The 25,054-nt window shown below is 66.2% G+C and carries 29 protein-coding genes; 7 read left to right on the top strand and 22 right to left on the bottom strand.

Going from position 1 to position 25,054, the window contains the following annotated elements:
• Positions 1–83: 83 nt before the first annotated feature.
• The 7 genes from BKA04_RS11640 to BKA04_RS11610 all read right to left on the bottom strand — a co-directional run bounded on the left by BKA04_RS11640 (position 84) and on the right by BKA04_RS11610 (position 5,621).
• Entirely contained in the window at positions 84–359 is a 276-nt protein-coding gene (locus BKA04_RS11640; RefSeq protein ID WP_104094535.1) for a YlxR family protein, read from the bottom strand.
• 41 nt (positions 360–400) lie between these two features.
• Complete coding sequence (locus tag BKA04_RS11635; protein ID WP_104094534.1) at positions 401–1,165, bottom strand: ABC transporter permease; 765 nt, start codon at positions 1,163–1,165, stop codon at positions 401–403.
• A gap of 9 nt (positions 1,166–1,174) precedes the next feature.
• Positions 1,175–1,933 carry an ABC transporter ATP-binding protein gene (locus BKA04_RS11630; RefSeq protein WP_104094533.1) on the bottom strand — a complete coding sequence of 253 codons (759 nt, stop codon included), beginning with the start codon at positions 1,931–1,933 and terminating at the stop codon, positions 1,175–1,177.
• Positions 1,930–2,298, bottom strand: a complete 369-nt coding sequence (locus BKA04_RS11625; protein ID WP_104094532.1) for a DUF1048 domain-containing protein — start codon at positions 2,296–2,298, stop codon at positions 1,930–1,932. Before BKA04_RS11625 ends, BKA04_RS11630 begins: the two co-directional genes overlap by 4 nt.
• A complete protein-coding gene (locus BKA04_RS11620) occupies positions 2,295–2,666 on the bottom strand; it encodes a PadR family transcriptional regulator (protein WP_104094531.1) in 372 nt (123 codons plus the stop codon). Before BKA04_RS11620 ends, BKA04_RS11625 begins: the two co-directional genes overlap by 4 nt.
• A gap of 105 nt (positions 2,667–2,771) precedes the next feature.
• On the bottom strand, positions 2,772–3,764 hold the full coding sequence (gene nusA, locus BKA04_RS11615) for a transcription termination factor NusA (protein WP_104094530.1): 993 nt from the start codon (positions 3,762–3,764) through the stop codon (positions 2,772–2,774).
• A gap of 81 nt (positions 3,765–3,845) precedes the next feature.
• Positions 3,846–5,621, bottom strand: coding sequence for a proline--tRNA ligase (locus BKA04_RS11610; RefSeq protein ID WP_104094529.1), 1,776 nt, complete (start codon positions 5,619–5,621; stop codon positions 3,846–3,848).
• A 105-nt stretch (positions 5,622–5,726) separates the two neighbouring features.
• Between BKA04_RS11610 and BKA04_RS11605 the strand changes: the two genes are divergently transcribed.
• The 4 genes from BKA04_RS11605 (at position 5,727) to BKA04_RS11590 (ending at position 9,765) form a co-directional block, all read left to right on the top strand.
• On the top strand, positions 5,727–6,221 hold the full coding sequence (locus BKA04_RS11605) for an Lrp/AsnC family transcriptional regulator (RefSeq protein ID WP_104094528.1): 495 nt from the start codon (positions 5,727–5,729) through the stop codon (positions 6,219–6,221).
• A 108-nt stretch (positions 6,222–6,329) separates the two neighbouring features.
• Entirely contained in the window at positions 6,330–7,448 is a 1,119-nt protein-coding gene (gene pdhA / locus BKA04_RS11600) for a pyruvate dehydrogenase (acetyl-transferring) E1 component subunit alpha (protein WP_104094527.1), read from the top strand.
• Positions 7,445–8,458: an alpha-ketoacid dehydrogenase subunit beta gene (locus tag BKA04_RS11595; protein WP_104094526.1), complete on the top strand. Its 1,014-nt coding sequence runs from the start codon at positions 7,445–7,447 to the stop codon at positions 8,456–8,458. Before pdhA ends, BKA04_RS11595 begins: the two co-directional genes overlap by 4 nt.
• On the top strand, positions 8,458–9,765 hold the full coding sequence (locus tag BKA04_RS11590; RefSeq protein WP_104094525.1) for a dihydrolipoamide acetyltransferase family protein: 1,308 nt from the start codon (positions 8,458–8,460) through the stop codon (positions 9,763–9,765). Before BKA04_RS11595 ends, BKA04_RS11590 begins: the two co-directional genes overlap by 1 nt.
• Here the strand turns inward: BKA04_RS11590 and BKA04_RS11585 are convergent.
• Genes BKA04_RS11585 through BKA04_RS11555 form a run of 7 tightly spaced genes read right to left on the bottom strand, consistent with a single transcriptional unit; the run spans position 9,762 to position 14,474 of the window.
• On the bottom strand, positions 9,762–10,652 hold the full coding sequence (locus BKA04_RS11585; RefSeq protein ID WP_232841898.1) for an MOSC domain-containing protein: 891 nt from the start codon (positions 10,650–10,652) through the stop codon (positions 9,762–9,764). The genes BKA04_RS11590 and BKA04_RS11585 overlap by 4 nt on opposite strands.
• 40 nt (positions 10,653–10,692) lie before the next feature.
• Positions 10,693–11,562, bottom strand: a complete 870-nt coding sequence (locus BKA04_RS11580) for a 5-oxoprolinase subunit C family protein (protein ID WP_104094524.1) — start codon at positions 11,560–11,562, stop codon at positions 10,693–10,695.
• Complete coding sequence (locus tag BKA04_RS11575; protein ID WP_104094523.1) at positions 11,559–12,188, bottom strand: 5-oxoprolinase subunit B family protein; 630 nt, start codon at positions 12,186–12,188, stop codon at positions 11,559–11,561. Before BKA04_RS11575 ends, BKA04_RS11580 begins: the two co-directional genes overlap by 4 nt.
• Complete coding sequence (locus BKA04_RS11570) at positions 12,185–12,913, bottom strand: LamB/YcsF family protein (protein ID WP_104096520.1); 729 nt, start codon at positions 12,911–12,913, stop codon at positions 12,185–12,187. Before BKA04_RS11570 ends, BKA04_RS11575 begins: the two co-directional genes overlap by 4 nt.
• A gap of 48 nt (positions 12,914–12,961) precedes the next feature.
• On the bottom strand, positions 12,962–13,216 hold the full coding sequence (locus BKA04_RS11565; RefSeq protein WP_104094522.1) for a Smr/MutS family protein: 255 nt from the start codon (positions 13,214–13,216) through the stop codon (positions 12,962–12,964).
• Between the two features lie 34 nt (positions 13,217–13,250).
• Positions 13,251–13,829 (bottom strand): dienelactone hydrolase family protein, encoded by a 579-nt coding sequence (locus tag BKA04_RS11560; RefSeq protein WP_104094521.1) that lies wholly within the window; start codon positions 13,827–13,829, stop codon positions 13,251–13,253.
• A 33-nt stretch (positions 13,830–13,862) separates the two neighbouring features.
• Positions 13,863–14,474, bottom strand: a complete 612-nt coding sequence (locus tag BKA04_RS11555) for a winged helix-turn-helix domain-containing protein (protein ID WP_104094520.1) — start codon at positions 14,472–14,474, stop codon at positions 13,863–13,865.
• A gap of 66 nt (positions 14,475–14,540) precedes the next feature.
• Between BKA04_RS11555 and BKA04_RS11550 the strand changes: the two genes are divergently transcribed.
• From BKA04_RS11550 to BKA04_RS11540, 3 genes are all read left to right on the top strand, one after another.
• A complete protein-coding gene (locus BKA04_RS11550; RefSeq protein WP_104094519.1) occupies positions 14,541–15,905 on the top strand; it encodes an MFS transporter in 1,365 nt (454 codons plus the stop codon).
• Positions 15,906–15,994: 89 nt separating this feature from the next.
• Positions 15,995–17,488, top strand: a complete 1,494-nt coding sequence (locus BKA04_RS11545; RefSeq protein WP_104094518.1) for an HNH endonuclease signature motif containing protein — start codon at positions 15,995–15,997, stop codon at positions 17,486–17,488.
• A 763-nt stretch (positions 17,489–18,251) separates the two neighbouring features.
• Entirely contained in the window at positions 18,252–19,100 is an 849-nt protein-coding gene (locus BKA04_RS11540) for an FRG domain-containing protein (RefSeq protein WP_167309616.1), read from the top strand.
• 357 nt (positions 19,101–19,457) lie between these two features.
• Here the strand turns inward: BKA04_RS11540 and BKA04_RS11535 are convergent, their stop codons facing one another.
• The 8 genes from BKA04_RS11535 to paaA all read right to left on the bottom strand — a co-directional run bounded on the left by BKA04_RS11535 (position 19,458) and on the right by paaA (position 24,959).
• Entirely contained in the window at positions 19,458–19,985 is a 528-nt protein-coding gene (locus BKA04_RS11535) for a P-loop nucleotide/nucleoside kinase family protein (RefSeq protein ID WP_104094515.1), read from the bottom strand.
• Between the two features lie 5 nt (positions 19,986–19,990).
• Complete coding sequence (locus BKA04_RS11530) at positions 19,991–20,215, bottom strand: hypothetical protein (protein WP_104094514.1); 225 nt, start codon at positions 20,213–20,215, stop codon at positions 19,991–19,993.
• 78 nt (positions 20,216–20,293) lie between these two features.
• Positions 20,294–21,064, bottom strand: a complete 771-nt coding sequence (locus tag BKA04_RS11525) for an enoyl-CoA hydratase/isomerase family protein (protein ID WP_104094513.1) — start codon at positions 21,062–21,064, stop codon at positions 20,294–20,296.
• A 67-nt stretch (positions 21,065–21,131) separates the two neighbouring features.
• Positions 21,132–22,289: a 1,2-phenylacetyl-CoA epoxidase subunit PaaE gene (paaE, locus tag BKA04_RS11520; RefSeq protein ID WP_104094512.1), complete on the bottom strand. Its 1,158-nt coding sequence runs from the start codon at positions 22,287–22,289 to the stop codon at positions 21,132–21,134.
• On the bottom strand, positions 22,290–22,817 hold the full coding sequence (paaD, locus tag BKA04_RS11515) for a 1,2-phenylacetyl-CoA epoxidase subunit PaaD (protein ID WP_104094511.1): 528 nt from the start codon (positions 22,815–22,817) through the stop codon (positions 22,290–22,292). It lies immediately after the preceding gene.
• The gene (gene paaC, locus BKA04_RS11510) at positions 22,817–23,647 is read right to left on the bottom strand and encodes a 1,2-phenylacetyl-CoA epoxidase subunit PaaC (protein ID WP_104094510.1); all 831 of its coding nucleotides are present in this window, start codon (positions 23,645–23,647) and stop codon (positions 22,817–22,819) included. Before paaC ends, paaD begins: the two co-directional genes overlap by 1 nt.
• Positions 23,644–23,949, bottom strand: coding sequence for a 1,2-phenylacetyl-CoA epoxidase subunit PaaB (gene paaB / locus BKA04_RS11505; RefSeq protein WP_104094509.1), 306 nt, complete (start codon positions 23,947–23,949; stop codon positions 23,644–23,646). Before paaB ends, paaC begins: the two co-directional genes overlap by 4 nt.
• Complete coding sequence (gene paaA / locus BKA04_RS11500) at positions 23,949–24,959, bottom strand: 1,2-phenylacetyl-CoA epoxidase subunit PaaA (protein WP_104094508.1); 1,011 nt, start codon at positions 24,957–24,959, stop codon at positions 23,949–23,951. Before paaA ends, paaB begins: the two co-directional genes overlap by 1 nt.
• Between the last annotated feature and the right edge of the window lie 95 nt (positions 24,960–25,054).

Raw genomic sequence — 25,054 nt, 5'->3', positions numbered from 1 at the left:
TCCTGTCTGGGGTCTGCCCCGGACGGGAGCAGACCTAGTTGCGGACGGGTCTCATTTCGAGCCGCTCATTAGTTGTCCATAGGTCAATCAGCCTGTTCTTCAGGGGCTCCGGTCGGAGCCTCGATCATGGTGAGAACCTGCCGGGTGGCGAGCCCCGACTGTACCCTCAGTGCTCGGCCGAAGGCCTTGCGCTGGATGGCGATGTCGATGCATTCGCGGGCGGGATGCACCCACGCGCCTCGACCGGGAAGGGTGCCGGAGCGATCCACCACCACCTCGCCGTCGCGGGCGACCACTCTCACCAGTGCGGAGCGATCGGCTCGCCTTCGGCAGCCGAGACAGGTTCTAACGGGTTCCATACTAGACCTTCTCACGGAGCTTGGCCTCTCGTGCGATGCGGTCAGCCGATCTTCCGCCGGTAGATCATGGTGGCAATGGTGCACGCGACGACGGCGATGCCGACGAGCCAGCCGAGCGCGATCACGGCCTCACCGCCGACGGGTCGCCCGGCGAACAGGGCGCGAAGGGTGTTCACGATCGAGGTCACCGGCTGGTTCTCTGCGAACCAGGCGACCGGCGCAGGCATCGACTCCGTGGGCACGAACGCCGAGCTGATGAACGGCAGGAAGATGAGCGGGTAGCTGAACGCACTCGCCCCGTCCACGGTCTTCGCCGTGAGCCCCGCGATCACGGCCAGCCAGGTCAGGGCGAGGATGACAAGGACCATGATGCCGGCGATCGCGAGCCAGGCCGCGACGGACGCTCCGGTCCGGAACCCCATGGCGATGGCGACGCCGATCACGATCGAGACGGAGAACAGGTTCGCCGCGAGTGACGTGACGACGTGCGCCCACAGCACGCTCGACCTCGCGATCGGCATGGACCTCAGGCGCTCGACCATCCCGTCCTTGAGGTCGAGGAACAGGCGGTACGCGGTGTAGGCGATGCCGGAGGAGATCGTGATGAGCAGGATACCGGGGAGCAGATAGTCGATGTACGAGCCACCGGACCCGGTGCGGATCGCGCCGCCGAGGACGTATACGAACAGGAGCAGGAGCGCGATCGGGGTGATGACGGTCGTGACGATGGTGTCGGGGCTGCGCAGGATGTGGCGGAGCGAGCGCCCGGTCAGCACGCCGGTGTCGGCGAGGATGTTCGTGGTCATGGCCGCACCTCAGTCCGTGGGTCCGACGATGGCGAGGAAGACGTCCTCGAGCGATGGCTTCTTCTCGACGTATTCGATCGATGCCGTCGGCAGGAGCGCTCTCAGCTCGTCGAGCGTTCCCTTCCGGATGATCCTGCCGTCGTGCAGGATCGCGATGCGGTCGGCGAGTTGTTCGGCCTCGTCGAGGTGCTGCGTCGTGAGCAGCACGGTCGTGCCCTTGCCGGCGAGCGTGCGGATCGTCTGCCACACCTCGAGCCGGCCCTCGGGGTCGAGGCCCGTCGTCGGTTCGTCGAGAAACACGACCGGAGGGTCGCCGATGAGGCTCATGGCGATGTCGAGCCTGCGCCGCATGCCTCCCGAGTAGGTGGACGCCCTGCGCCGGCCGGCATCCGTGAGTCCAAAGCGGGCCAGAAGGTCGTCGGCGACGGCATCCGGGTTCTTCTGGTGACGCAGCCTCGCGACGAGCATGAGATTCTCCCTCCCGCTCAGCAGGTCGTCGACCGCGGCGAACTGTCCGGTGAGGCTGATCGACTCGCGCACCTCCCGAGCGCTGGCAGCGACGTCGAACCCGAGGATCTCCGCCGTGCCGGCGTCGGCCATCAGCAGGGTCGAGAGGATGCGCACGAGAGTGGTCTTCCCCGCCCCGTTCGAACCGAGGAGGGCCAGGATGCTTCCGGTCGGCACGTCGAGGTCGACGCCGCGCAGCACGGGCAGACCCTGAAAGGCCTTCTCGACACCCAGCACCCGGATCGCGGTGTCGGCACTCATCTCGCCTCACCGCGTTCCGCATCCTCGATCGACTTGTTCAGGCGAGCGCGTTCCTTGTCGATCCACTGCCTGCCGAGATAGGACTGCGCGAAGGTCTCGGCGAAGTCCACCGGATCGTCCCCGACGATCTCGCGCACCGGCGTGCCGTCGGCGGCGGCGCGTTCCCACAGGTCGGCGAGGTCGCCGAACATTCTCGTGAGGGTGTCACCGTCGGTGATGCCGCCGTAATACAGGAGGTAGCGGTGCACAGCCTTCGCCGCCGTCGCGTACGGCTCGGGGAGTGCGTCGATCCGGGCCTTGTCCTGCCGATAGGTCTTCTTCTGCTCGAGCGATCCGGTGAGGGTCTCGATCCACTTGGCCGTCATGACTGTCGTCCTTCTTGTTCGTATTCTGGTTCTTCCGGGCGGTCGACCGTGCGGCGAAGCCGCTCGATCCGCGCCGAGAGGAAGTCCCAGTTCTGCCAGAACTCCTCGAGGTAGTCGCTGCCGAGGGCGTTGAGCGAGTAGACCTTGCGGGGCGGTCCCTTCTCCGACGGCACCTTCTCCACGTCGACGAGGCCGCGCTGCTCGACCCTGATGAGCAGCGCATACACGGTACCCTCGGCGATGTCGGAGAAGCCCTGCTCCCGGAGCCAGGCGGTGATCTCGTAACCGTAGGCGGGACGGCCCGCGAGTATCCCGAGGACGATGCCCTCCAGGATGCCCTTGAGCATCTCCGTCTCCTGCTTGCCCATCGCGCGCTCCGCAACTACTCAGTGTTATTGACTACTGGTAGATAGTAACACTGACTACCGAAAGCGCAAGTCCTCTCGAAAGAGTCGGACGGGGTCGCGGAAGCCCTAGCCCTCGAGGATGCTGTCCGGCTGGATGTCGATGCGCGCGCCCGTGAGTTTGGCGGCGAGGCGGGCGTTCTGGCCCTCCTTGCCGATCGCGAGCGAGAGCTGGTAATCCGGGACCAGGGCGCGAACCGCCTTGAGCGATTCGTCGATGACGAACGAGCTCGACACCTTGGCCGGCGACAGCGCGTTCGCGACGAACGTCGCGAGATCCGGGCTGTAGTCGACGATGTCGATCTTCTCGTTGTTCAGTTCTGCCGTCACCGCGCGCACGCGCTGGCCCATCTCGCCGATGCAGGCGCCCTTAGCGTTGATGCCCGGCTCGTTCGCCTTCACGGCGATCTTCGTACGGTGGCCGGCCTCCCTCGCAAGTGACACGATCTCCACCGCGCCGCTCGCGATCTCCGGCACCTCGAGCGCGAAGAGCTTGCGCACGAGGGAAGGATGCGTGCGCGACACCGTGATCGCCGGGCCCTTGAGCCCCTTGCTCACGCTCGTCACGTACACGCGGATGCGCGTTCCGTGGGCATACTCCTCGCCAGGCACCTGCTCCTCCGGCGGCAGGATCGCCTCAACGGTGCCCAGGTCGACGTGGATCATCCGCGGATTCGGACCCTGCTGGATGACCCCGGCGACGATATCGCCCTCCCGGCCCCGGAATTCCCCGAGGACGTGGTCGTCGGCGATGTCGCGCAGCCTCTGGTTGATGACCTGCTTGGCCGCGAACGCGCCGATCCGTCCGAAGTCCTGTGCACCGTCCTCCGCCTCGCCGATGACTTCGCCGTCATCGTTCAACTCCGGAACGAAGATCGAGACGTGCCCGGTCTTGCGATTGAGCTCGACCCGCACCTCGGGCGCAGCATCCCTGGACTCCGCCAGGCCGGTGTGCTTGAGGTACGCGGTGAGGATGGCCTGCTCGATGATCGTCACGAGTTCATCGAACGGAATCTCGCGCTCGCGCTCCATGTTGCGCAGTTCGCTCAGATCGATGTCCACCGAGTGCCTCCACTATTCATTTCTTCTGTTGTCCTCCGGGGCCGGAACGTGGGCGCCGGAGGGTCCGCTTCTCCCTCTAAACTACCCGAGTTCCTGCGCGAGCAGCCTCCGGATGTCGGAGACGGCGACGGCGGTGCGCTCCCCCGTGCGGCGATCCCACAATTCGACATTCCCCTCGGCGACTCCCTTGCCGACGACGACGATGAGAGGGACGCCGAGGAGCTCCGCGTCGCCGAACTTCACGCCGGGCGACACCTTCACACGGTCGTCGTAGAGCACGTCCACTCCATCCGATTCCAGCTCGGCCACGAGGGCATCGGCCGCAGCGTAGACCGCATCCTCCCTGGTCGCGGCGATCACGTGGACATCGAACGGGCTGACCTCGCGCGGCCAGACGAGACCCTTCTCGTCGTTGTTGGCCTCCGCGATGACGGCCATGATGCGGGTGACGCCGATGCCGTATGAGCCCATTGTGACGGTCACGAGTTTGCCATTCTCGTCGAGCACCTTGAGGTCGAGGGCTTCTGCGTATTTGCGGCCGAGCTGGAACACGTGCCCGATCTCCATGCCGCGGGCGAGTTCGACCGGGCCGGAGCCGTCCGGCGCCGGGTCGCCGTCGAGGACCGTGGCGATCTCTACGATCCCGTCGTTCGCGAAGTCGCGTCCTGCGACGAGGCCGAAGACGTGGCGGCCGTTCTCGTTGGCGCCCGTGATCCATCCGCTTCCCTCGGAGACCCTGGGGTCGACGAGGTACCGGATGCCCGTCGTGCTCTTCTCGCCGAGGACGGGTCCTGCCGCACTCCACGGCCCGATGTAGCCCTTGACCAGCCCCGGATGCTTCGCGAAATCCGCTTCCGTCGCCGGCTCGACCCCTGCCGGAGAGAACACCACCTCTGCGCGCTTCAGGTCCGCATCCCGGTCGCCGGGGAGCCCGACGACGACGAGTTCGCGCGCACCGTCGAGTGCCGTGACCGCGAGCACGATGTTCTTGAGCGTGTCGGCCGCCGTCCATGCACGGCCATCCGGACGCGGATGCTTCTCGTTCGCCACATCGACGAGCGTCTGGATGGTCGGTGTGTTCGGAGTGTCGAGCACCTCGGCCGGGGTCAGCTTCTCGAAGGATCGGGGCTCGGGCGCCGCCGTGTGGAACGCCTCGACGTTGGCGGCGTATCCGCCGGCCGAGCGCACGAAAGTGTCTTCGCCGATGGGGGTCGGGTGCAGGAACTCCTCGGAGCGCGAGCCACCCATGGCCCCCGCGTCGGCCTTGACGATCACGTAGTCGAGGCCGAGCCGCCGGAAGATGCGCTCGTAGGCGTCGCGGTGCTTCTGGTACGACTCATCGAGGCCGGCATCCGTGTAGTCGAAGGAGTACGAGTCCTTCATGCTGAACTCGCGGCCCCGCAGGAGCCCGGCACGGGGTCTCGCCTCATCGCGGTACTTGTCCTGGATCTGGTAGGCGATGAGCGGCAGGTCCTTGTAGCTCGAATAGAGGTCCTTGACCATGAGGGTGAAGACCTCTTCGTGCGTCGGCGCGAGCAGGTAGTCCGCCTCCTTGCGGTCCTTGAGCCGGAAGATCCCGTCGCCGTACTCGGTCCAGCGCCCGGTCAGCTCGTAGGGCTCGCGCGGCAGCAGAGCGGGGAACAGGACCTCCTGCCCGCCGATGGCATCCATCTCCTCGCGGACGACCTGCTCGACCTTGCGGCGCACCTTGAGGCCGAGTGGAAGCCAGGAGAACACGCCAGGAGCCTGGCGCCGGATGTACCCGGCCCTCACGAGCAGGCGGTGGCTGGCCACCTCGGCATCGGCGGGGTCTTCGCGCAGGGTGCGGACAAAGAGCTGGGAGAGGCGTGTCGTCACAGCATCCGATTCTACCGATGCGCGCCGGGGCCACCGACCGGCCCCCTGACCTCGAGGCGCCCGCTCGCAGTACGCTGTGTGACGACGAGGTTACGGAGGGTGCCGATGACGGGAAGGACGCTGCCGGACAAGAAGTACCGCATCGACGCCATCGACCGCCGTATCATCGCCGAGTTGGGCAAGGATGCGCGCCTCTCGATCCGCGCGCTGGCCGACCGCGTGCACATCTCGCGCACCGCAGCGAACACCCGGCTGAATCGCCTCCTCGAGTTCGGCGTCATCACCGGTTTCTCCGCGAACGTCAATCGCGAGGCGCTCGGGCTCGGCATCACCGCGATCGTCATCGTCAAGGTGGATGCGGACTGGCCGACCGTGTCCGAGGCCCTCGCCGCGCTGCCGTTCGTGGAGAAGGCGCAGGCGCTCGCGGGTGACATCGACATCCTGCTCACGGTCAGCGCACCGGACCACGACGCCCTCTCGGAGACGATCCTGCGCAGCATCCGGAGCATGCCGGGGGTCGCGTCCACCCGCTCCTACATGATCCTCGAGGAACTCGCCGGGACAGCACCGGAACTCGCGACGGACACCTGGGACCTTTAGCCACCGAAATCGAGCCATTCGTCCCGCGCGATCCGACCGCATCGACCAAGCGTGTCGATTCGTCGCCGACGGCTCCCCCGCCGAGTCGCCCGAGCGCACGATAGAGGTATGAGCCTCACCGTGGAGACGCGCGCGACCATCGGGCTTCCGGATGCCGAACCGCTTCGACTCATCGAGGAGACCGGAACGGTCGTCGCCCCGAAGCTGCGGCGTGGCATCGACCTGCCTGGGGCCGACACCCTCCTCGAGTTGTACCGCCGCATGGTCATCGCCCGCCGCTGGGACACGCAGGTCACCGCGCTCACCCGGCAGGGCAGGCTTTCCACCTACCCGTCTGCACGCGGGCAGGAGGCTGGTGAGATCGGCACGGTCCTGGCCATGGAGGCCGCCGACTGGCTGTTCCCCACCTACCGGGACAGCATCGCCGTCATGACTCGCGGGGTGCCGACCGAGCAGATCCTCTCCGGGTTCCGCGGCGACTGGCACTGCGGCTGGGACCCTCAGGAGCACCGCACTGCACCGCAGGCGACCCCGCTCGCGACCCAGGCCCTCCACGCCGTCGGTCTCGCGACCGCGGCCAGACTCAAGGGCGACCCGATCGCCGTTGCGACGTTCATCGGCGACGGGGCGACGAGCGAGGGAGACGCGCACGAAGCGTTCAATTTCGCCGGTGTGTGGCGGGCCCCCATCGTTTTCGTCATCCAGAACAACCAGTTCGCGATCAGCGTTCCTCTGTCGAAGCAGACCCACTCCAGGATGCTGGCGGACCGGGCAGTCGGCTACGGCATCCCGGGCTTCCACGTGGATGGAAACGATGTGGCGGCGGTCTACGCCGTGGTCTCCGCGGCACTGGCGCGGGCTCGCACAGGCGATGGGCCGACGATCATCGAGTGCCTCACCTACCGCGTCGAGCCGCACACGAACTCCGACGACCCCAGCCGCTACCGCGATTCGTCGGATGTCGAGTTGTGGAGGAAGCGCGACCCGATCGAGCGGCTGGCCCGGTACCTGGAATCCGAGGGCATGCTCGGCGACGAGCTGCGCCGGTCGTTCGTGCAGGAGGCGGAGGATGCGGCCACCGCTATGCGGGACACGCTGAACGCCGAGCCGGCCCTTGACCCGCTCGAGCTGTTCGATCACGTCTACAACGTGGAGCGCCCAGCACTCCGGGAGCAGCGCGACGCACTCGCCGGCGAGCTCGATGAGAACGGGAGCGCCCGTTCATGACGACCGAGACTGAGACTCCGGACGCCGTGCGGGCGAAGCCGCTCACGATGGCGGCCGCGCTCAACTCCGCGATGCGGGATGCCCTCGCCGAGGACCCGAACGTGGTGATCTACGGCGAGGACGTCGGGCCGCTGGGCGGCGTGTTCCGCATCACCGACGGCCTGACCCGCGACTTCGGCGAGCAGCGTGTGTGGGACTCCCCACTCGCCGAGTCCGGCATCGTCGGCACCGCGATCGGCATGGCCATGTATGGCATGCGGCCCATCGTGGAGATGCAGTTCGATGCGTTCAGCTACCCGGCGTTCGAGCAGATCGTGTCGCACGTCGCGAAGATGCGCAATCGGACCAGGGGGCGTGTGTCGCTGCCCATCGTCATCCGGATTCCCACCTCGGGCGGGATCGGAGGAGTCGAACACCATTCGGACTCCTCGGAGGCCTATTGGACCCACACGCCGGGGCTCACGGTCGTCACCCCGTCCAATCCTGCGGACGCGTATTCGATGCTGCGGGAGGCGATCCGCTCCGACGATCCGGTGATCTTCCTCGAACCGAAGAGCCACTACTGGATGAAGGAGAGCACCGAGCGAGCGGGAGAGCCGCTGCCGATGAACCGGGCGGCCGTCGTGCGCGAGGGCACCGACGTGACACTCATCTCGTACGGTCCGACGGTCGCCGTCGCGCTGGCGACCGCCGATCTCGCCGCGGAGGAGAGCCTCTCGATCGAGGTCATCGACCTGCGGAGCCTTTCACCGTTCGACGATGAGACCGTTGGCGCTTCGGTGCGCAGGACCGGCCGTGCGGCGGTCATCCACGAGGCGGCGAAGTTCGGCGGCTACGGTGCGGAGGTCGCCGCTCGCATCACCGAGCGGGAGTTCTTCCACCTGGCTGCTCCCGTTCTGCGCATCACCGGCGCCGACATCCCGTTCCCAGCGCCGCTTCTCGAGAAGTACTATTTGCCGAACCCCGAGCGCATCCTGCACGCCCTGAGCACGTGGGAGTGGGACGACTGATGGCCAGCCGGGACTTCATCCTCCCCGACCTCGGCGAGGGGCTCACCGAGGCGGAGATCGTCAACTGGCTCGTGGCCGAGGGCGACACTGTCGTCGTCGACCAGCCGATCATCGAGGTCGAGTCCGCCAAGTCGATCGTGGAGCTGCCGTGCCCCTTCGCGGGAGTGGTGGAGAAGCTTCACGCGGCGGTTGGCGACACGATCCACACCGGCCAGGCGGTCGTGACGGTTGCCGTCGAAGGGGGCGCGACGGATGCGGCGGCCGCTCCATCCGGTGATGCCGCCCCAGGCAGGAGGGCAGTCCCTTCGGGCCGATTCGGGCGCCGCGGGCTGATCGAGGAACCGCGGGAGACGGCCGAAGTGCGCGGGATGGCGGCAACAGCCCCCAGCCCGAGTCCCCGGCGGCGCGATGACGCTGCGGGCAGGTCCCCCGTCGTCTCCCCCCTCGTGCGAAGGCTGGCTCGGGACCACGGTTTCGCCGCGCACAGCATCGCCGGCAGCGGCCAGGGCGGACTCGTCCTGCGCTCGGATGTCGAACGCAGGATCGCGGAGAACGGTGCTGCGACAGCGCGCGCCTCGGCGGCCACAGCACAGCCGGCTGCGATCGCGAGCGCAGCCGGCGACATCCGGATTCCGATCACCGGCTTGCGCAAGGTCGTCGCGGAGCGCATGGCCGCCTCCCGCCGCGAGGTCCCGGAGGCGACGATCTGGCTCGATGTCGACGCGACGGAACTGCTCGAGGCGAAGGAGCAACTGCAGCGCTCGACGGGGGAACGCTGGAGCCTCAATGCTCTGCTCGCTCGCTTCGTGGTCGCCGGGCTCAAGCAGTGGCCGATCCTGAATTCGAGCGTCGACATGGCCGCGGGCGAGATCGTGCAGCACAGCGCGATCAACCTGGGTGTTGCGGCGCAGACCGGGCGCGGTCTCATGGTTCCCGTCATCCATGGCGCGGGAGAGCTGACGACCGAGGGCCTTCGCGACGCGCTCACGACGCTCGTGGAGACGGCGAAGACCGGCAACTTCCCGAACGACCAGTTGCGTGGCGGCACCTTCACGCTCAACAACTACGGCGGGTTCGGGATGGACGGTTCAGCGCCCATCATCAACCAGCCGGAGGTCGCCATGCTCGGTGTCGGGCGCATCCTCGATCGCCCCTGGGTCGTCGACGGACAGATCGTCGTCCGCAAGATCATGGTGCTCTCGATGGTGTTCGATCACCGCGTGTGCGACGGCGACATTCCGAGCGAGTTCATGGCGTTCATGACGCGCTGCGTCCAGAACCCGATCGCGCTGCTGGGCGGACTCTAACTCAGGACTTCGACCCGGTCATCGACGGCGATCGAGACTCCACTGCGCGGGAGGACCCCGACCGGGGCGAGACGGATGCCGAACCAGGTCTTGCCGTCCCAGCGCCTGTGACGCGCGAGAGTGCGAATCGGTTCCTTGCCACCCTCGAGTGTCGTCGGTTCGATGGTGGTCATGACGCAGCGGTCGCACAGCACGGTCTTGCGGAACTCCACGTCGCCAATCCGCACGGTTTCCCACCCGTCCTCGGCGAACGGCTCTCCGCCCTCGACGATCACGTTCGGCCGGAAGCGCACGATGTCGAGTGGCCTCACCTCTGGGTTCGCGTCGCCACTCAGGTCACCGGGGTCGAGGTCGGGCAGGTCGGGCAGCGCCTGTTCTGCTGCGACCCAGTCATTGAGCTGGTGCATCGACGCCGCGGTGACGAGCAGGAGCGGGCCGTCATCCGCGAGCGAGAGCGACTCGCCGGGCCTGCCTCCGTGCTTCTCGGCGATCGGGCGGAGGGTCGGATCCGGCTGCCACACGAGGCGCAGAACCATGCCGATGCGTTCGCTGATCCAGGCGCTCGCGGTGTCGTCGGCCGGCGTCGCCTGATCGAGCCCGGAGAAACCGACGGCCACGGTGGCCCGACCCACGGGAACCGACACCATCAGGCTCCCGCCCCCACGATCGGAGAGGCGGATCGTCGAATCGTCGACCGGCTCTGCGCGGAGTCCGAGCAGCTCGTGCACCATCCTGGCCGTCACGTTCCTCCCCGTGACATCCACGAGCGCCCAGCGCCGGTCGCCGGCGAGCCCCCACGGCTCGACGACCGCGGTTTCCACGTCGTTGCCGGCGAACGACTTCACCGGATATGTGCGCAGTCGGGTCACGCGCAGCGGGGAGGTCATGGGCCCAGCCTAGGGTCGATCGCCGCGCACGACAGCGGACTCAGCGACCCGTGGCGAGTCGGAACCGGATGCCCTGGCCGGGCCGCAGCTGCGCCAGCAGGTCGAGCGAGTCATCCGTCACGACCGCGATGACCGGGTAGCCTCCCGTCACCGGATGGTCGACCGCCAGGATCGTGGGCGCACCATCCGGGGAGACCTGGATCGCGCCAGGGGTCATGCCCTCGCTCGGCAGCTCGCGGGTCACCACGCGGGAGAGCTCTGGCCCGTCGATCCGGATGCCGGAGCGGTCCGACCGCGCAGACACGCGCCATTCGCTTGCGAACAGCCTTTCCCAGGCATCGGCGGCGAGCCAGTCGCGCCGTGGCCCCGGACGCACCTCGAGTGTCACCGTGCCGTCAGTGGGCACGTCGACGGGCACGGTGTCGATCACCGGCACCGGGTCACCGGGCGCGCTTCCGATGGGCAGGCTGTCTCCGTCAGCGATGGGCGCCGGACCGAGGTGTGCGAGCGTGTCCCGCGACCGCGAACCCAGCACGGGGGCGACGTCGATCCCACCGCGCACGGAGAGGTAGTACCGGATGCCATGCTCCGCCGGGCCGAAGGAGATCGCCCGGCCCGCCTCGAGCAGCGTCGCCACGTTCGGTGACACCTCCTGCCCGCCGATCGCCACGCTTCCCCGTGCGCCCGTGACCGCGATCCACGCGTCGCCCCCTGCCCTCAGCTCAGCACCGCCCAGCAGGATCTCGAGCCCGGCCGCATCCGGTGGATTGCCGACCAGCCGGTTGGCAAGGGTGAGGGCACCGCGGTCCATGGTGCCCGACGCGCCGACCCCGAGGTGCGCGAGACCGGGGCGCCCGAGGTCCTGGACGAGCGTGAGCGCGCCGGACCGGATGACGGTGAGGTCGCTCACGGTTCCACGACCTCGAACCTCACGGACATCCCCGGGGTGATGGTGGCGGGGGTCGGACTCGACTCGTCGAACAGCGTCGTATCGGTCGTGCCGATGAGCTGCCATCCCCCGGGAGACGACCGCGGGTAGATGCCGGTGAACTCGCCGGCAAGTCCGACCGACCCGGCAGGGACGGTGGTCCGAGAGGTGTCGCGCCGAGGCATGCTGAAATCGGCATATTCGCTCACGAGGTAGGCGAAACCGGGGGCGAACCCGATGAAGGCGCAGTGCCATTCCGCGAGCGAGTGGCGCGAGACGAGCTCCGCGGGGGTGATTCCGAGAACGGCAGCGGCATCCGCGAGATCCGGCCCGTCGTAGCGAACGGGGATCGTGACGGACGGCTTCCCGACACCGTCGCCACTCTCGTCGGCACTCCCCCGCTCCAGAACGCTCATGATCCATTGTTCTGTCGCGAGCAGTGAGAGCCGGGAGGGATCGATGCGCACGAGCACCGTGGATGCGGCCGGCACGAGTTCGACGATGCCCGGCCGCCGGCCCGCCTCGAACGCGCGGAACGCCGCCATCGTCTCGCGCAGGTCCGCGAACTCGGCGAGAACGGCCCGGTCGCCGAACGGCAGGATCGTCATGCGAACGCCCGAAGCTCGATCCCCGCCGCGACGAGCCCTCTGCGGACACGTTCCGCCATGGCGACCGCGCCGGGGGTGTCGCCGTGCACGCAGAGCGAGTCGAGTCGAACACGCACGAGAGTGCCGTCGATCGCGACAACCGTCCCGTCCTCCACCATGCGCACGGCACGCGTCGCGGCCTCGTCAGGGTCGGTGATGACCGAGCCGGACTCCGACCGCGGCACGAGCGACCCGTCCGGCCGGTATGCCCGATCGACGAACGCCTCCCGGAAGAACTGCACGCCGAGCCGGTCGGCCGCCAGGTGGAGCTCCGTCCCGCCGAGCCCGAGAATCGGCAGCATGGCGTCGCGTGCTGCGCGCGCCACGGCATCCGCCTGCCTGGCGTCGACAACGATGCGGTTGTAGAGGGCACCGTGCGGCTTCAGGTACCGGATGCGCACGTCGGCGATGTCCGCGGCATTCGTCAGCGCATCCAGCTGCTCGAGGATGTCGGCCCGGAGCTCATCCGGCTCCACGTCCTGGTCGCGCCGGCCGAAGCCCTCCCGGTCGCGGTAGGAAGGGTGCGCCCCGACGCTCACCCGGTTCTCGGCGGCAAGCTGGGCGCTCTCGAGCATGCTCTCGGGGCCGCCGGCGTGGAATCCGCACGCGATGTTCGCGCTCGTGACGATGCCGAACATGGCGGCGTCATCTCCGACCTCCTCACTGAGGTCGCTGTTCAGGTCGATGGATGCCACATCCGAAGAATAGCCAATGCCCGACAGGCTCGAACGCTCCTACTTCCAGCGGAAGTGCACGAAGACGCGGCCGAAGTTCTTCGAGTCCTTCTCGACCCGGTGGTACTGCGCTTTGATCTCCGGCCGATCCAGGAAGCGCAGCACTCTCTTCTTCAACGCGCCGGAGCCCTTGCCGGGAATGATCTCGACGAGTGGCGCCTTCTTCGCTGCGGCCTCTGCCATGATGTCGTTGAGCGCCCGATCGATGTCGACGCCCCGGTTGTAGATGTCGTGCAGGTCGAGGGTGAGTTTCACACTTCCAGTGTCCCGCGGATCAGTGTCCCGCGGATCAGTCGATCGTGGACAGGAACGCCAGTACGCGGCTCATCAGCAGTTCTGCGGCCTCCGGTCGGTACGACGGCAGCGTGCTGTCCGCGAAGTAGTGCTGGTCCCCCGGATACACGAACAGTTCCGCCCGGTCGGTGGATGCGACGAGGTCCTGCGCCGCCTCCAGGTCGCCCTCCTCGGCGAAGTAGGGATCGGCATCCATACCGTGGATCTGCACGGGGACGCCATCCGGCCACGATTCGCCGAACTCGGAGAACGGAACGCAGGAGTAGCACAGCACGGCGCCCTTCGCGCCGGCGCGAGTCTGCGCGAGCATCTGGGCCGACACGACGCCGAGCGAGAATCCGATGTACACGAGTTCTGCAGGGAACGGTTCGACCGCACGGCGAGCGCGTTCCATGATCTCCCCGAAGCCGATCTCGCCGGCGAATCCCACGCCATCCTCAATGGTCGCGAAGGTTTCGCCCTCGAACAGATCCGGAGTGTGCACGGTGTGGCCCGCCTCGCGAAGCGTCTCGGCAAATGCCTCGATGCCCGGTGTGAGGCCGAGGGCGTGATGGAAGAGTGCGATCTCAGTCATCGCCCCAGTATGAACGACACCACTGTCGACCCGTCAGGTCACGGTCGACGTCGGCGGTACTGCGGCATCGTCCGAGTCGGCGTGCCGCGCCGGATCAGCGCGGTTTCCCACGAAGGCCCCGGTGTAGTGGAAGACGCGATCGGGGTCCTGCGGATTGGCCGCAGCGGCATCCATCCCGTGCTCGCGCCAGCGCTCGAGCACCTCGGCGATCTCGAGGAACATCTGACGACCCTCGTCTTTGGTCAGCAACGCCGCACCGGTGTAACGTCCGCGGATGGCACGAGGGTCTTCGGGCACCTTCTCCATCACCATGTCCCTGACCCACGCCAGGAACTGCTCTGCGAAGATATCCGGGGCGTCGTCATCCGGTCCGGGCGGCACGTACACGCCTTCCGGATGCGCGACAGTCCAGACGCGGTCCCGGCTGTCGCGCGCGAGCTCGGGGGCCTCGACGAGCAACCCGACTTTTGCAAGCGAGCGAAGGTGGTAGCTGATCGCATTGGCGGGCTCGCCGACGATTTCGGCCAGGTCTGCCGCCCTCAGGGACCGCCTGACCGACAGTTCGAGGAGGATCCGCTGCCGCAGCGGATGCGCGAGGGCGCGCAGTGTGGCGGAGTCCGTGACCCGGTGTGACTGCGTGACCATGGATCAAGCATAGCAATTGCGCAACAACTATTGCGCAAGACTTTGTGCGCAATTACAGTATTCGACATGCCTTCCATCCCCGCGAGCGACGACACCGTGCCCAGCCCCGCCATTTCTGCCGAAACGGCGGCCAAGGTGGACAGCACCGACGCTCCGAAGCTCAAACATCCTCTCGGCCCCTCGCTCTGGCACAACCGCGATTACCTGCTACTCATGACGGGAAAGACGACTCAGATCGTCGGCTCGGGCTTCGCCACCTTCGCTGTACCGCTCGTCGCGTTCGCGCTCACCGGCGACGTCTTTCTCGCCGGGCTCATCAGCGCGCTGGGCGCACTCGGCTACCTGGTCGCCACCCTTCCCGCCGGAGCTATTGCGGATCGGACCGACCGCAGAAGGCTGCTCATCCTGTGCTCGGCGATCGACCTCGTGTTGTTTGCGTCACTCGTTGTCGCCATCGCGGCGTCAGCACTGACTCCATGGCACCTCACCCTTGTGTTGTTCTTTGCCTCCGTGGTCGCATCGTTCTTCGGGCCGGCCGAGTCCGGCGGCATCCGGGAGGTGGTCCGTGCGGACCAGATGGGGTCGGCGATGGCCGCGATGCAAGGGCGCCAGGCTGTCGCGTCGCTGGTCTCCGGGCCGGTGGGCGGCATCCTGTACTCCATCGGGCGTATCGTGCCATTCCTGGCAAGCACGCTCGGATATGTCGTGGTTCTTGTCTGCACGATTTTCGTCAAGGGCCCGCTCAACGGCGATCTCACGCACACGAAGGGCACGAGCGCGTGGGGATCACTCGTTGACGGCATGAAGTTCGTGTGGTCGGTACCGTTCCTGCGAGCGGGAATCGGGATCTTCGCGCTCATCAACCTTGGGTTCAACGGGATGATGTTCGCGCTCAACCTGCACTTGATCCAGATCCACACGGAGCCGTTCCTCATCGGCCTCATCGATGCAGCTGCCGGGGCTTCCATGCTCATCGGGGCGGTGGTCGCCGGTCCGCTCGTGAAGCGATTCCCGGCAGGAAAACTCGCCATTGTGGGAATTCTCCTTGCCGTGGTCGGCGGGGTGGCCATGGCGCTCTCGACAGAGTATTGGGAGTACCTGGTCTGGATCTCCGTCACGCTCTTCCTGATCCCGGCGGTCAACTCAGGCCTCATCGGCTATGCGAGCGTGATCACACCCTCCAGGTTGCAGGGTCGGATGAATGCGGTATTGAACCTCTCGGGCGTCGCCATCGCTCCCATTGCCCCGGTAGCGGCCGGCGCCCTGCTCGCGGGACTCACTGTGAACCTCGCGATGGGCATCATGGCGATCTTCTTCGTCGTCGGCGCCGCGGCGTTCAGCCTGTACAAGCCGATTCGGTCGATTGGGAAGCCCGATACCTGGGAGGCGGATCTCGTGGAGTGGCCGGTGGCTACGGTCGCCGAATCGTAGATCGATTTGTTCGCATCTTTCTTCGATTGTTTTATCCACAGTAGGACAATACAGTAGAATCTATCTACGCTTTTTGCTACAATCGTGGTATGGCCTCCCCCACCGCCACCCTCGATTCGTCGGCCACTTGCGCCGTCGATCCGGTGGTGCCGGATGCGCCGATTGCGGATGCGCTGGGCTCGGATGCACTGGCTTCGGATGCGCTGCGGAGCATGGCCCTGCGGCTCGCTGCGGCACTTCCCGCGCGCGCCGTTCAGGGTCTCCGCGACGACGAGTTGCTCAATGTCACGGGAGCGGTCGAGCATCTCGGGCGTTACGTGGATGCGCTGCGCGTGGAGGCCGCCGCAGAGATATCAGCTCGATCGCTCGTCGTCTGTCGGGCCGAGGGGTTGGCCGCACGTAAGGGTTGCCGCAATGCGGCGGAGCTCATCGAGCGGGTGACGAGGGTTTCCGGCGCGACCGCCGCGCGGCGCATCAAGCTCGGACAGTTCACCCGCACGGACCTTGCCGAGCCAGGGGTGGCACGCGCTCCCCGATTTCCGTCCATCGCCGATGCCCTCGAGGCCGGACTCATCGGAGTGGACGCCGCGAGCGCGATCGTGGTCGGCATCCAGCCCACCCTGCGTCGTGGGGGCGTGGAGGAGGTGCGCGCGGCGGAGGAAGAACTCGTGGCCGCCGCGATCGGGACGAGCGATCTGGTGCCGACCGCGTGCACGGCGGATGAGATCCGCCAGCAGGCGATGGTCTGGCAGGCCTACCTCGACCCGGACGGCATGGAGCCGGTCGAGCGACGCGCCTGGAACGCGCGCGGTTTCGAGGCAGGAACGCTGAGCGGTGGGCTGGTGCGTGGACGTTTCGCGCTCATGCCGGAGATCGCCGCGAAGCTCAACCGACTGTTCGACGCGTACCTGTCGCCGCGCGTGACGACCGAGTTCCGTACCGCGGAGGAGCAGGCCGAGGTCGATGCCGAGGCGGATCCACGCAGTCGCGACCAGCAGCGTCACGATGTGGTCGCTGCGATGGTCGACCACTACTCCCGCAGCGATGAGCCGCCGACGATCGGTGGCGCGGCGCCGACGGTGCTGGTGACGGTGCGCGACGCGGACCTCGAGGCCGGCCATGGCCGCGGCCACATCGATGGGGCGAAGTCGGATGTCTCGATGACGACGATCCGGCACCTCGCGTGCAGCGGCGGCTACCAGCTCGTGTCGATCGACGCCTACGGCAGCATCCACGGCCTCGGTTCACCGCAGCGCTGCTTCACCCCCGCGCAGCGCCGGGCGATCATCGCTCGCGACGGCGGATGCGTGATCCCCGGATGCACGATCCCCGCAGCCTGGTGCGAAATCCACCACGTGGACCCCGTCGAGAACAACGGACCTACTCATACGGATAATGGTGTTTTGCTCTGCTGGAGTCATCACCGAACGATCGAGACCTCGGGCTGGCAGATCAGGATGATCGGTGGTGCCCCGCACGTCAAACCGCCGCCCTGGATCAGCCATGGCGCGCCGTGGCGACCAGCGACGAAGTCACCGACAATGCTCGCCGATGCGATAGAAAAACGGATGCTGCGCTGCTGAGTGTCAATGCAGAGCACCGTCAGACGCAACTATTCGGCCCAGAAGATGAGCCTTTGGCTAGCGAATCGGCGGTGGCTGAGGAAGCCATCGTGAAGCATCCTTGGGGTCTGGCGGAGTCCCGCCCCAAGAGGTGTTGCACAACGCACACTGGAGCATCCCATCGGGTGTACGCAAGTGTGCTTCATAGTTCTCACACATTGGACACTCTGCTGACTCGTACTCCATTGCAGTGCTCCCTAGCGTCCAGAGTTGAGTTCATTATGCACTCGGTCGTCGTGTATCAACCATTGCGGTGGGACAAGTTTGGACCTTGGTCGAAGCAGCGACTGGCGTCCTCGATCCAGATTCACTGCAGCGCTGCTTCACCACCGCACAGCGCAGGGCGATCATCGCGCGCAATTGCGGCTGCGTGATCTCCGGATGCTCGATCCCCGTCGCCTGGTGCGAGATCCTCTACGTCGGCCACGCCGAAAACAATCGACCTACCCCAAATAGACAACTGAACAATTTGGGGATACGCCCCCATCGGGCACTCGGCGATATAGGGGTGGCTGGCACGATCCTTCGTCGAGTAGAGCACTGTGACTATTGCTCGGAGTTCCTATGTGCCATAGTGCATAGCAATTCGGTTATCGAAGGGGCAAGCGTCGACTTTGGCCGAACACAAAGTAGCTTTGCGGAGAAAGTTGAAATGACTGGTAGATCTGGACAAGTTTGGAAGTCATCGGGGTGGTGGATAGAGCCTAAGGACGCTCGAGAAACGATGGCTGTCATCGGCTCAATTGGTGTCTACAATCAGGCGTCGCGGTTCGCCTGGCGCGGCATGTCCAGTTCGGACCACAACCTCAATTCTTCTCTACAGCGCCTCGTCGCCGTGGAGCCGACTGAAGAGGTGGTTCGAAGGTTGGAGGTGAGCATTCTACAGGAAGCTCGCAATTGGGGACTCGGCTACGGCGATACTGACTATCGCGACGACCTGCAGCTACTTGCCGACCTCCAACACTTTTCGGTGCCGACTCGAATGATCGACTTCACAAGTAATCCGATGACCGCACTTTGGTTCGCGTGCCAACGTTCCAAGGAGGACAAGAAGGCAAAGGGCGGTGTGGTACTCGCGCTGAATGTCACCGGATGGAAGAACTATCAGAGTGTCGGGGCTAGTCTCCCGGGAGTAGATGAGGAAAAAGGCAAACCCGCCCCTCGCGAAAGCCAGACACTTTTGGCCGGCTTGGTCTCCGGGCAAGCATTCCTCGTTGAAGCGTCGCACCCTAATGCTCGACTCCGCGCTCAGGAGGGCTTCTTCGCCGCAAGTGCTGTCCCACCATCGAGTGCCTTTCTCAAATCCGAGTCAACGGCGTTCTTCGGGTTGAATGTCGCGGACGCAACCTCAACCCGCCCCGAAGTTGTGGAGCAACTATTATTGGGGGGCCGTAAGCCAGGTGGCCCTGCAAATATTCCGTATGTTGCAATCATCATCAAATCGTCAAACAAAAAGAAGCTTCTCGCTTACCTAGGCTCGACTTACAACCGAAGTGCACGGGTGCTCTTCCCTGACTTCGAAGGTTTCAGCTCGCGCGGCAAGTTCCGGGCCAGCATGTTTCCTCGCGACTAGGAAAACTCGGATGGCGGCTAAGTAGCCATCAACATGAACACGCAAGCTAATTCAGCTCGTCGTGTCTGCGTCCAGTCATCGACGCACTCGCGACTAAGCGATAGATCTGTTTGACACTCCCCCCCGAAAACTCAGCCTCGCGCTTCTGCTGGAACGCCGCGAATCCTTCGCGGTAGTCGGCGGTCATACGCAGGTGATCCCGGGCGACGTTCTCCTCGGCGACTGACTCCCACAAGCCCACCCGGCTGTCACGCAGTTGGGCGAGGAGCTTCTTGCTCGCCAGGGACGCCTAGGTCGCACTGGACGCCGCCATCGCTGCCTTGGCGCGAAACGGATACCGCACTTCTGAAGCTCGGGTCAGGCCTGGGCGCTCAAGCCAAGTACCGCGCGTAGTTCGACGGCGAGTTTCGGCACATCAACTGGCGCCTCGGTGTTCACGATGACCGTCGGGAACTGCGAGATCGGCCGAGCCGCCCGCGCCAGCTGCTCCCACTCGAATCCGCGCTCGGTGTCCTGATGAACCGGATGTCGTGGTCGCTCTTCGAAACGCCGCCGGGCCGTCTCAATGGACACCTCGCACCACACTTCGACGGCCACGTCGACACCGGCGTCAGCGACTCCACGCTGGAAGAAGTCTTCGTCACGCCCGGTAGCCCAGAACGACTCGACGATGACCGGGCCGTCGACCAGCCCGACCAGCGACCACATCACATCCGATGCCAGCGCGCCGATCCGACGAGTGTGCAATGGCACACGGACGACATCCGCGAGCGCCTCTTTGATCGTGTCCTTCGCCACGACGGGGAACCCCAGTTCACCGGCGAGACCCGACGCGAGCGTCGACTTCCCGGAACCGGGGATCCCATTCACGAAGACGGCTTGCATGGATATCAGAAGGGTTCGTGCGCGTCGGGAGTGATCGGCGGGAAGGCCTGCCCCACCGGATACGTGGTGCGAGCTGCCTTGATGCGTCGCTTCTCCAACCACCTCTCATGGTCACGAAGCGCGAGAGTGATGGCAATCCGAATGATCTGGTACAGGACAAGAATCGCGACCGCGGGTATCACGATGTAAAGGATTATCGGGTTGTCTGATTTCTGCAGAAAGTCATCCATGTCGGCATTCTTTCAAGACTGAGCCCGTTTCATGGGACTAAACCGCGATCGTGGTCGCGAATTCGCCGACCGGAGTCGCTACTCACCCGCGAACATCGCCTTGCGCTTCTGCTGGAACGCCGCGAAGCCTTCTCGGTAGTCGGCGGTCATCCGCAAGCGCTCCTGCGCGACGTTCTCCTCCGCCACTGACTCCCACAGTCCCACGCGCTCGTCGCGGAGACGGGCGATGAGCTTCTTGCTCGCCAGGAAAGCCTGGGTGGCACCGGATGCTGCGGTCGCCGCCTTCGCGCGCGCGAACTCGAGGAGTTCGGCATCCGGGATCGCACGACTGAACAAGCCAGCCGCCACCGCCCCCGTGCCCGACATGAGCTCCGCCGTGTAGATGAGATCCAGGGCACGGTGCGCACCCAGCCGCTCGAAGAACAGGGCGTGACCGCCCGAATCCAGCGTCGCCCCGAGGTTCGCGAACGGAGAACCCAGCTTCGCGCCCTCCGCGACGTAGACAACATCCGTTGCAATCAGGAGTCCCAGTCCGATTCCGAGACACGCACCATGAGCCGCCGCGAACGTCGGAGCGGGAAAGTCGGCCAGAGCCCGCATGACCGGACCGAACGAGTCCTGGAGGAAAGCCAGCGCGTCATCCGTCGCCGGGTCGACCGCGGAGATGTCGCGGCCGGCGCAGAAGGCACGGCCCTCTCCGCGGAGGAGGAGAGCCCGCGGGGATGCCGCAGCCGCCTCCTGCAGGCGAGCGCCCAGCTCCGCCAGCGCTGCATCGTCCAGGGCGTTGAGCTTGTCGGGGATGTTGAGGGTCAACTCCGCGACGTTGTCGGCGATCTGCAGGTCGATCATGGGTTGCATCCTACGGGCATCAGCGGGATCCCTTCGTGACGGCCTTCGGCATCCACAGGGAACCGTACTAACTGTCGTAGTTGACAGTAACCGCCTCGCTCGTCGGATGCGACTGGCACGTGAGGATGTACCCGCGCTCCAATTCCTCCGGCTCGAGCGCGTAGTTCTCGTCCATGGTCACCGTGCCGTCGACCAACACAGCCCGACACGTACCGCACACTCCCCCTGCACACGCGAACGGCACATCCGGCCGCACCCTCAATGCAGCGTTCAGAATCGTCTCCCGACCGTGCACCGGCGTGTTGATGGATGCCGTGAGCCCGTCGAGCGTGAACGTGATCTTCCGCACCGCATCACCCTCGTCGACGATCACCGGCCGCCCGACAGAACCCTCCGGCCGGTCCGGACGATCCGTCGTGAACAACTCGAACCGCACGTGGTGGCGATCGACACCCGCCTCCTCGAGAGTGTCCCGCACGAGCTGCACGAGCTCGAACGGCCCGCAGATGAACCACTCGTCCACATCGCCAGGACGCACCAGGTACTCGAGGAACGTGCCCAAACGCTCCGCATCCAGCCGCCCGGACAGAACATCGGATGCGCGCCTCTCCCGCGTCAACACGTGGTAGAGCGCGAACCGCGCCGGGAACGCATCCTTCAATTCGGCGAGTTCCTCCAGGAACATCACATCGTTCGCGGTGCGGTTCGAGTAGATGAGACTGAACTGCGCGTGCTCTGAACCGCGCAGGATGGTGCGGGCGAGCGACATGATCGGCGTGACTCCCGAGCCGGCCGCGATCGCCGCGTAGTGCCGGTTGGCCGCGCGCTCAGCCCCGTCGGACACGCGCTCGGTCGTGAACGTCCCCTGCGGACTCATGACATCGATGACGGCCCCGGGCGCGAGCGACTCATTCGCCCAGGTGGAGAACTCCCCGCCGAGATCGCGCTTGATGGCGACCCTCAACTCGCCGGGCACGGGCACCGCGCAGATCGAGTAGCTGCGCCGCAACTCCCGGCCGTTCAGGGTCATCCGCAACGCGACGTACTGGCCCGGCTCATAGTCATAGTTGTCGGCGAACTCGTCAGGCACCGCGAACGTGACCTCGATGGAATCCTCGGTCAGACGCCGCACATCGCGCACCGTCAACGGGTGGAAACGGGCGCGCTTGCGCTGCGGCGCCGGTCTGAGGGACTCGGACACCGGCGACGACGGCTCCGGCGTCATCTACAGCACCTTGAAGTAGTCGAACGGCTCGTGGCACGCGTTGCAGACATAGAGGGCCTTACAGCTCGTCGACCCGAACCGCGACAACTCGCGGGTGTCGAGCGAGCCGCACTGCGGGCAGCCGACCGTGATCGCCACCCGGATGCTGCCGGCACGCCGCACCGGTGTCAGCCCCGACGGAGGCGCGATCCCGTACTCCTCGAGCTTGCGCTTGCCGTCCTCGGACATCCAGTCCGTCGTCCAGGCGGGCGAGAGCACGAGCTCGACCGTGGCATCCGCGTAGCCGGCCTCCGCGAGCGCGGAGGCGACATCCGTCCTGATCGAATCCATAGCCGGACACCCGGAATACGTGGGCGTGATCGTCACGTGCGCCCTGCCGTCGATGACGTCCGCCGACCGCAGCACGCCGAGGTCCCCGATCGTGAGCACGGGCACCTCAGGGTCGAGCACCGTCGCCGCGACGTCCCAGACGCGCGCCGACTCCCCGTCGCTCGGCCGCGGCCTGGCGGTCCTCTCGAGAGTCTCCATCACCACGTCGCCTCCGGATGCGCCCTGGCGAGCACCTGCATCTCCGCGAGCAGCGGCCCGAGGAATTCGGTGTGAATGCCGTCCCTGCCGCCGCCCCGCGCGACGAACCCCCTGAGCCCATCCGTTGCAGGGTGCTCCAGTTCGGCCTCCGCGCGCACCGCCCCGGTCATCGTGTCGAAATCTTCGCGCAGGCTTGACGGCAGCACCGCAGCCTCGCCGAGCGACACCACAAGCTCGTCGTCGCGGAACAACTCGTCGACATACGGCCACATGACGCCGAGCCCAGCGATCATCCGCCGCCTCGACTCCTCGGTGCCGAGTGCGAGCCGCAGCACCCACTGGGTCGCATGGTCGCGGTGGTAGTCGACCTCCTTGACCGCCTTCGCCGCGATCGCCGCGAGCGTGGCATCCGACGAATCGACGAGTCGACGGTACAGCTCGAACTGGTAGTACGAGACGATGAACTGGCGCGCAATCGTGTGGGCGAAGTCCCCGTTCGGCTGCTCGACGAGCTGGACGTTCACGAACTCCGGTTCGGTGCGGAAGTACGCCAGGTCATCCTCGGTCCTGCCCCAGGCGAGCGCCGCATAGCTCAGGAACGAACGGGCGTGGCCGAGCTGGTCGAGGGCGATATTGGCCAGGGCCACATCCTCTTCCAGTTCGGGCGCACGCGCGATCCACCAACCCAGCCTTTGGGCCAGGATCAGTGCATCGTCGCCGAGGCGCAGTGCGTAGTCTGCCACCGCCTCTGTCGGTTTCTCGCCGGCCTCGGTGATCTTCTCGGCGGTGAGGGCATCCCCCGCCGAAATTCGAAACGACTGGTCGCTCACAGGTGCTTCACGCCCTCGGACTCCGTGTAGTAGCCGGCGTGGCGATACTCCTTGCCGCGCGGGCTCTCGAAGAAGGCCCCCTTCGCGTCGGGGTCGGATGCCGTGATGTCGCTCGAGCGCACCACCCAGATGGAGACCCCCTCGTTGCGGCGCGTGTACAGGTCGCGCGCGTTGCGCACGGCCATCTCCGCATCCGGCGCATGAAGCGAGCCCGCGTGGAGGTGGGACAGTCCGCGCGACGAACGCACGAACACCTCCCAGAGGGGCCACGGCTCCGTCTCGTCTGCTCCCGGCGAACTCATCAGGCTGCCTGCACTTTCTCGGCACTAGCTTTTTCGGCCATGGCGCGGCGGCGCTCCGCGTAGGCGGCCGCCGCCTCGCGCACCCAGGCACCGCCCTCATGGGCCTGGCGCCGCCGCTCGAGCCGGATCGCATTGGCCGGCCCGCGACCCTTGAGCACCTCGGAGAACTCGTTCCAGTCGAGCTCGCCGTAGTCGTAGTGACCGCGCTCCTCATTCCACTTCAGGTCGGGATCCGGCAGCGTGAGCCCGAGCACCTCGGCCTGCGGCACGATCATGTCCACGAAGCGCTGGCGAAGGTCGTCATTGCTGAACCTCTTGATGTTCCAGGCCATGCTCTGCGCGGAGTTCGGTGAATCGGCATCCGGCGGGCCGAACATCATGAGTGCCGGCGCGTACCAGCGGTTGACCGACTCCTGCGCCATCTCGTGCTGCTCCTTCGTGCCCCGTGAGAGGTGCAGCAGGATCTCGAAGCCCTGCCTCTGGTGGAACGACTCCTCCTTGCAGATACGCACCATGGCCCGCGCGTACGGACCGTAGGATGCGCGGCACAGCGGCACCTGGTTGCAGATCGCGGCGCCGTCGACGAGCCAGCCGATCGAACCCATGTCGGCCCAGGTGGGCGTCGGGTAGTTGAAGATCGAGGAGTATTTCGCCTTGCCGGAGATGAGGTCCTCCGTCATCCGGTCGCGCGTGACACCGAGCGTCTGCGCCGCGGAGTAGAGGTAGAGCCCGTGTCCGGCCTCATCCTGCACCTTCGCCATGAGGATGGCCTTGCGCTTGAGACTCGGGGCGCGCGTGATCCAGTTGCCCTCCGGCTGCATGCCGATGATCTCGGAGTGCGCGTGCTGGGAGACCTGGCGCACGAGCGTCTTGCGGTAGGCATCCGGCATCCAGTCGGTGGGCTCGACCCGCTGGTCGGCGGTGATCAGCTCGTCGAATCGGGCGCGGCCGGCGGGATCCTCGACGGGGTCCACGTCCTTGCGCTGCGTGGGCGTTGCGGCAGGCGCCATGATCTCATCACCTTTGAGTGCGGGGGTCGATCTGCAGGAGCTCGTGTTGCCACTAGCAACTGACCGACCGTTCGTTTAGGCTTTGCCCAAGGCTA

It is taken from the genome of Terrimesophilobacter mesophilus (assembly GCF_014200375.1).
In the GTDB taxonomy this organism is placed as follows: domain Bacteria; phylum Actinomycetota; class Actinomycetes; order Actinomycetales; family Microbacteriaceae; genus Terrimesophilobacter; species Terrimesophilobacter mesophilus.
This window is presented reverse-complemented; position numbering and strand designations above follow the sequence as displayed.

Coding starts and splice junctions, on each gene's coding strand:
- BKA04_RS11640 (WP_104094535.1), bottom strand. CDS start 359: ATGGAACCCGTTAGAACCTGTCTCGGCTGCCGAAGGCGAGCCGATCGC.
- BKA04_RS11635 (WP_104094534.1), bottom strand. CDS start 1,165: ATGACCACGAACATCCTCGCCGACACCGGCGTGCTGACCGGGCGCTCG.
- BKA04_RS11630 (WP_104094533.1), bottom strand. CDS start 1,933: ATGAGTGCCGACACCGCGATCCGGGTGCTGGGTGTCGAGAAGGCCTTT.
- BKA04_RS11625 (WP_104094532.1), bottom strand. CDS start 2,298: ATGACGGCCAAGTGGATCGAGACCCTCACCGGATCGCTCGAGCAGAAG.
- BKA04_RS11620 (WP_104094531.1), bottom strand. CDS start 2,666: ATGGGCAAGCAGGAGACGGAGATGCTCAAGGGCATCCTGGAGGGCATC.
- BKA04_RS11605 (WP_104094528.1), top strand. CDS start 5,727: ATGACGGGAAGGACGCTGCCGGACAAGAAGTACCGCATCGACGCCATC.
- pdhA (WP_104094527.1), top strand. CDS start 6,330: ATGAGCCTCACCGTGGAGACGCGCGCGACCATCGGGCTTCCGGATGCC.
- BKA04_RS11595 (WP_104094526.1), top strand. CDS start 7,445: ATGACGACCGAGACTGAGACTCCGGACGCCGTGCGGGCGAAGCCGCTC.
- BKA04_RS11590 (WP_104094525.1), top strand. CDS start 8,458: ATGGCCAGCCGGGACTTCATCCTCCCCGACCTCGGCGAGGGGCTCACC.
- BKA04_RS11585 (WP_232841898.1), bottom strand. CDS start 10,652: ATGACCTCCCCGCTGCGCGTGACCCGACTGCGCACATATCCGGTGAAG.
- BKA04_RS11575 (WP_104094523.1), bottom strand. CDS start 12,188: ATGACGATCCTGCCGTTCGGCGACCGGGCCGTTCTCGCCGAGTTCGCG.
- BKA04_RS11560 (WP_104094521.1), bottom strand. CDS start 13,829: ATGACTGAGATCGCACTCTTCCATCACGCCCTCGGCCTCACACCGGGC.
- BKA04_RS11555 (WP_104094520.1), bottom strand. CDS start 14,474: ATGGTCACGCAGTCACACCGGGTCACGGACTCCGCCACACTGCGCGCC.
- BKA04_RS11550 (WP_104094519.1), top strand. CDS start 14,541: ATGCCTTCCATCCCCGCGAGCGACGACACCGTGCCCAGCCCCGCCATT.
- BKA04_RS11545 (WP_104094518.1), top strand. CDS start 15,995: ATGGCCTCCCCCACCGCCACCCTCGATTCGTCGGCCACTTGCGCCGTC.
- BKA04_RS11540 (WP_167309616.1), top strand. CDS start 18,252: ATGGCTGTCATCGGCTCAATTGGTGTCTACAATCAGGCGTCGCGGTTC.
- BKA04_RS11535 (WP_104094515.1), bottom strand. CDS start 19,985: ATGCAAGCCGTCTTCGTGAATGGGATCCCCGGTTCCGGGAAGTCGACG.
- BKA04_RS11530 (WP_104094514.1), bottom strand. CDS start 20,215: ATGGATGACTTTCTGCAGAAATCAGACAACCCGATAATCCTTTACATC.
- BKA04_RS11525 (WP_104094513.1), bottom strand. CDS start 21,064: ATGATCGACCTGCAGATCGCCGACAACGTCGCGGAGTTGACCCTCAAC.
- paaE (WP_104094512.1), bottom strand. CDS start 22,289: ATGACGCCGGAGCCGTCGTCGCCGGTGTCCGAGTCCCTCAGACCGGCG.
- paaD (WP_104094511.1), bottom strand. CDS start 22,817: ATGGAGACTCTCGAGAGGACCGCCAGGCCGCGGCCGAGCGACGGGGAG.
- paaB (WP_104094509.1), bottom strand. CDS start 23,949: ATGAGTTCGCCGGGAGCAGACGAGACGGAGCCGTGGCCCCTCTGGGAG.
- paaA (WP_104094508.1), bottom strand. CDS start 24,959: ATGGCGCCTGCCGCAACGCCCACGCAGCGCAAGGACGTGGACCCCGTC.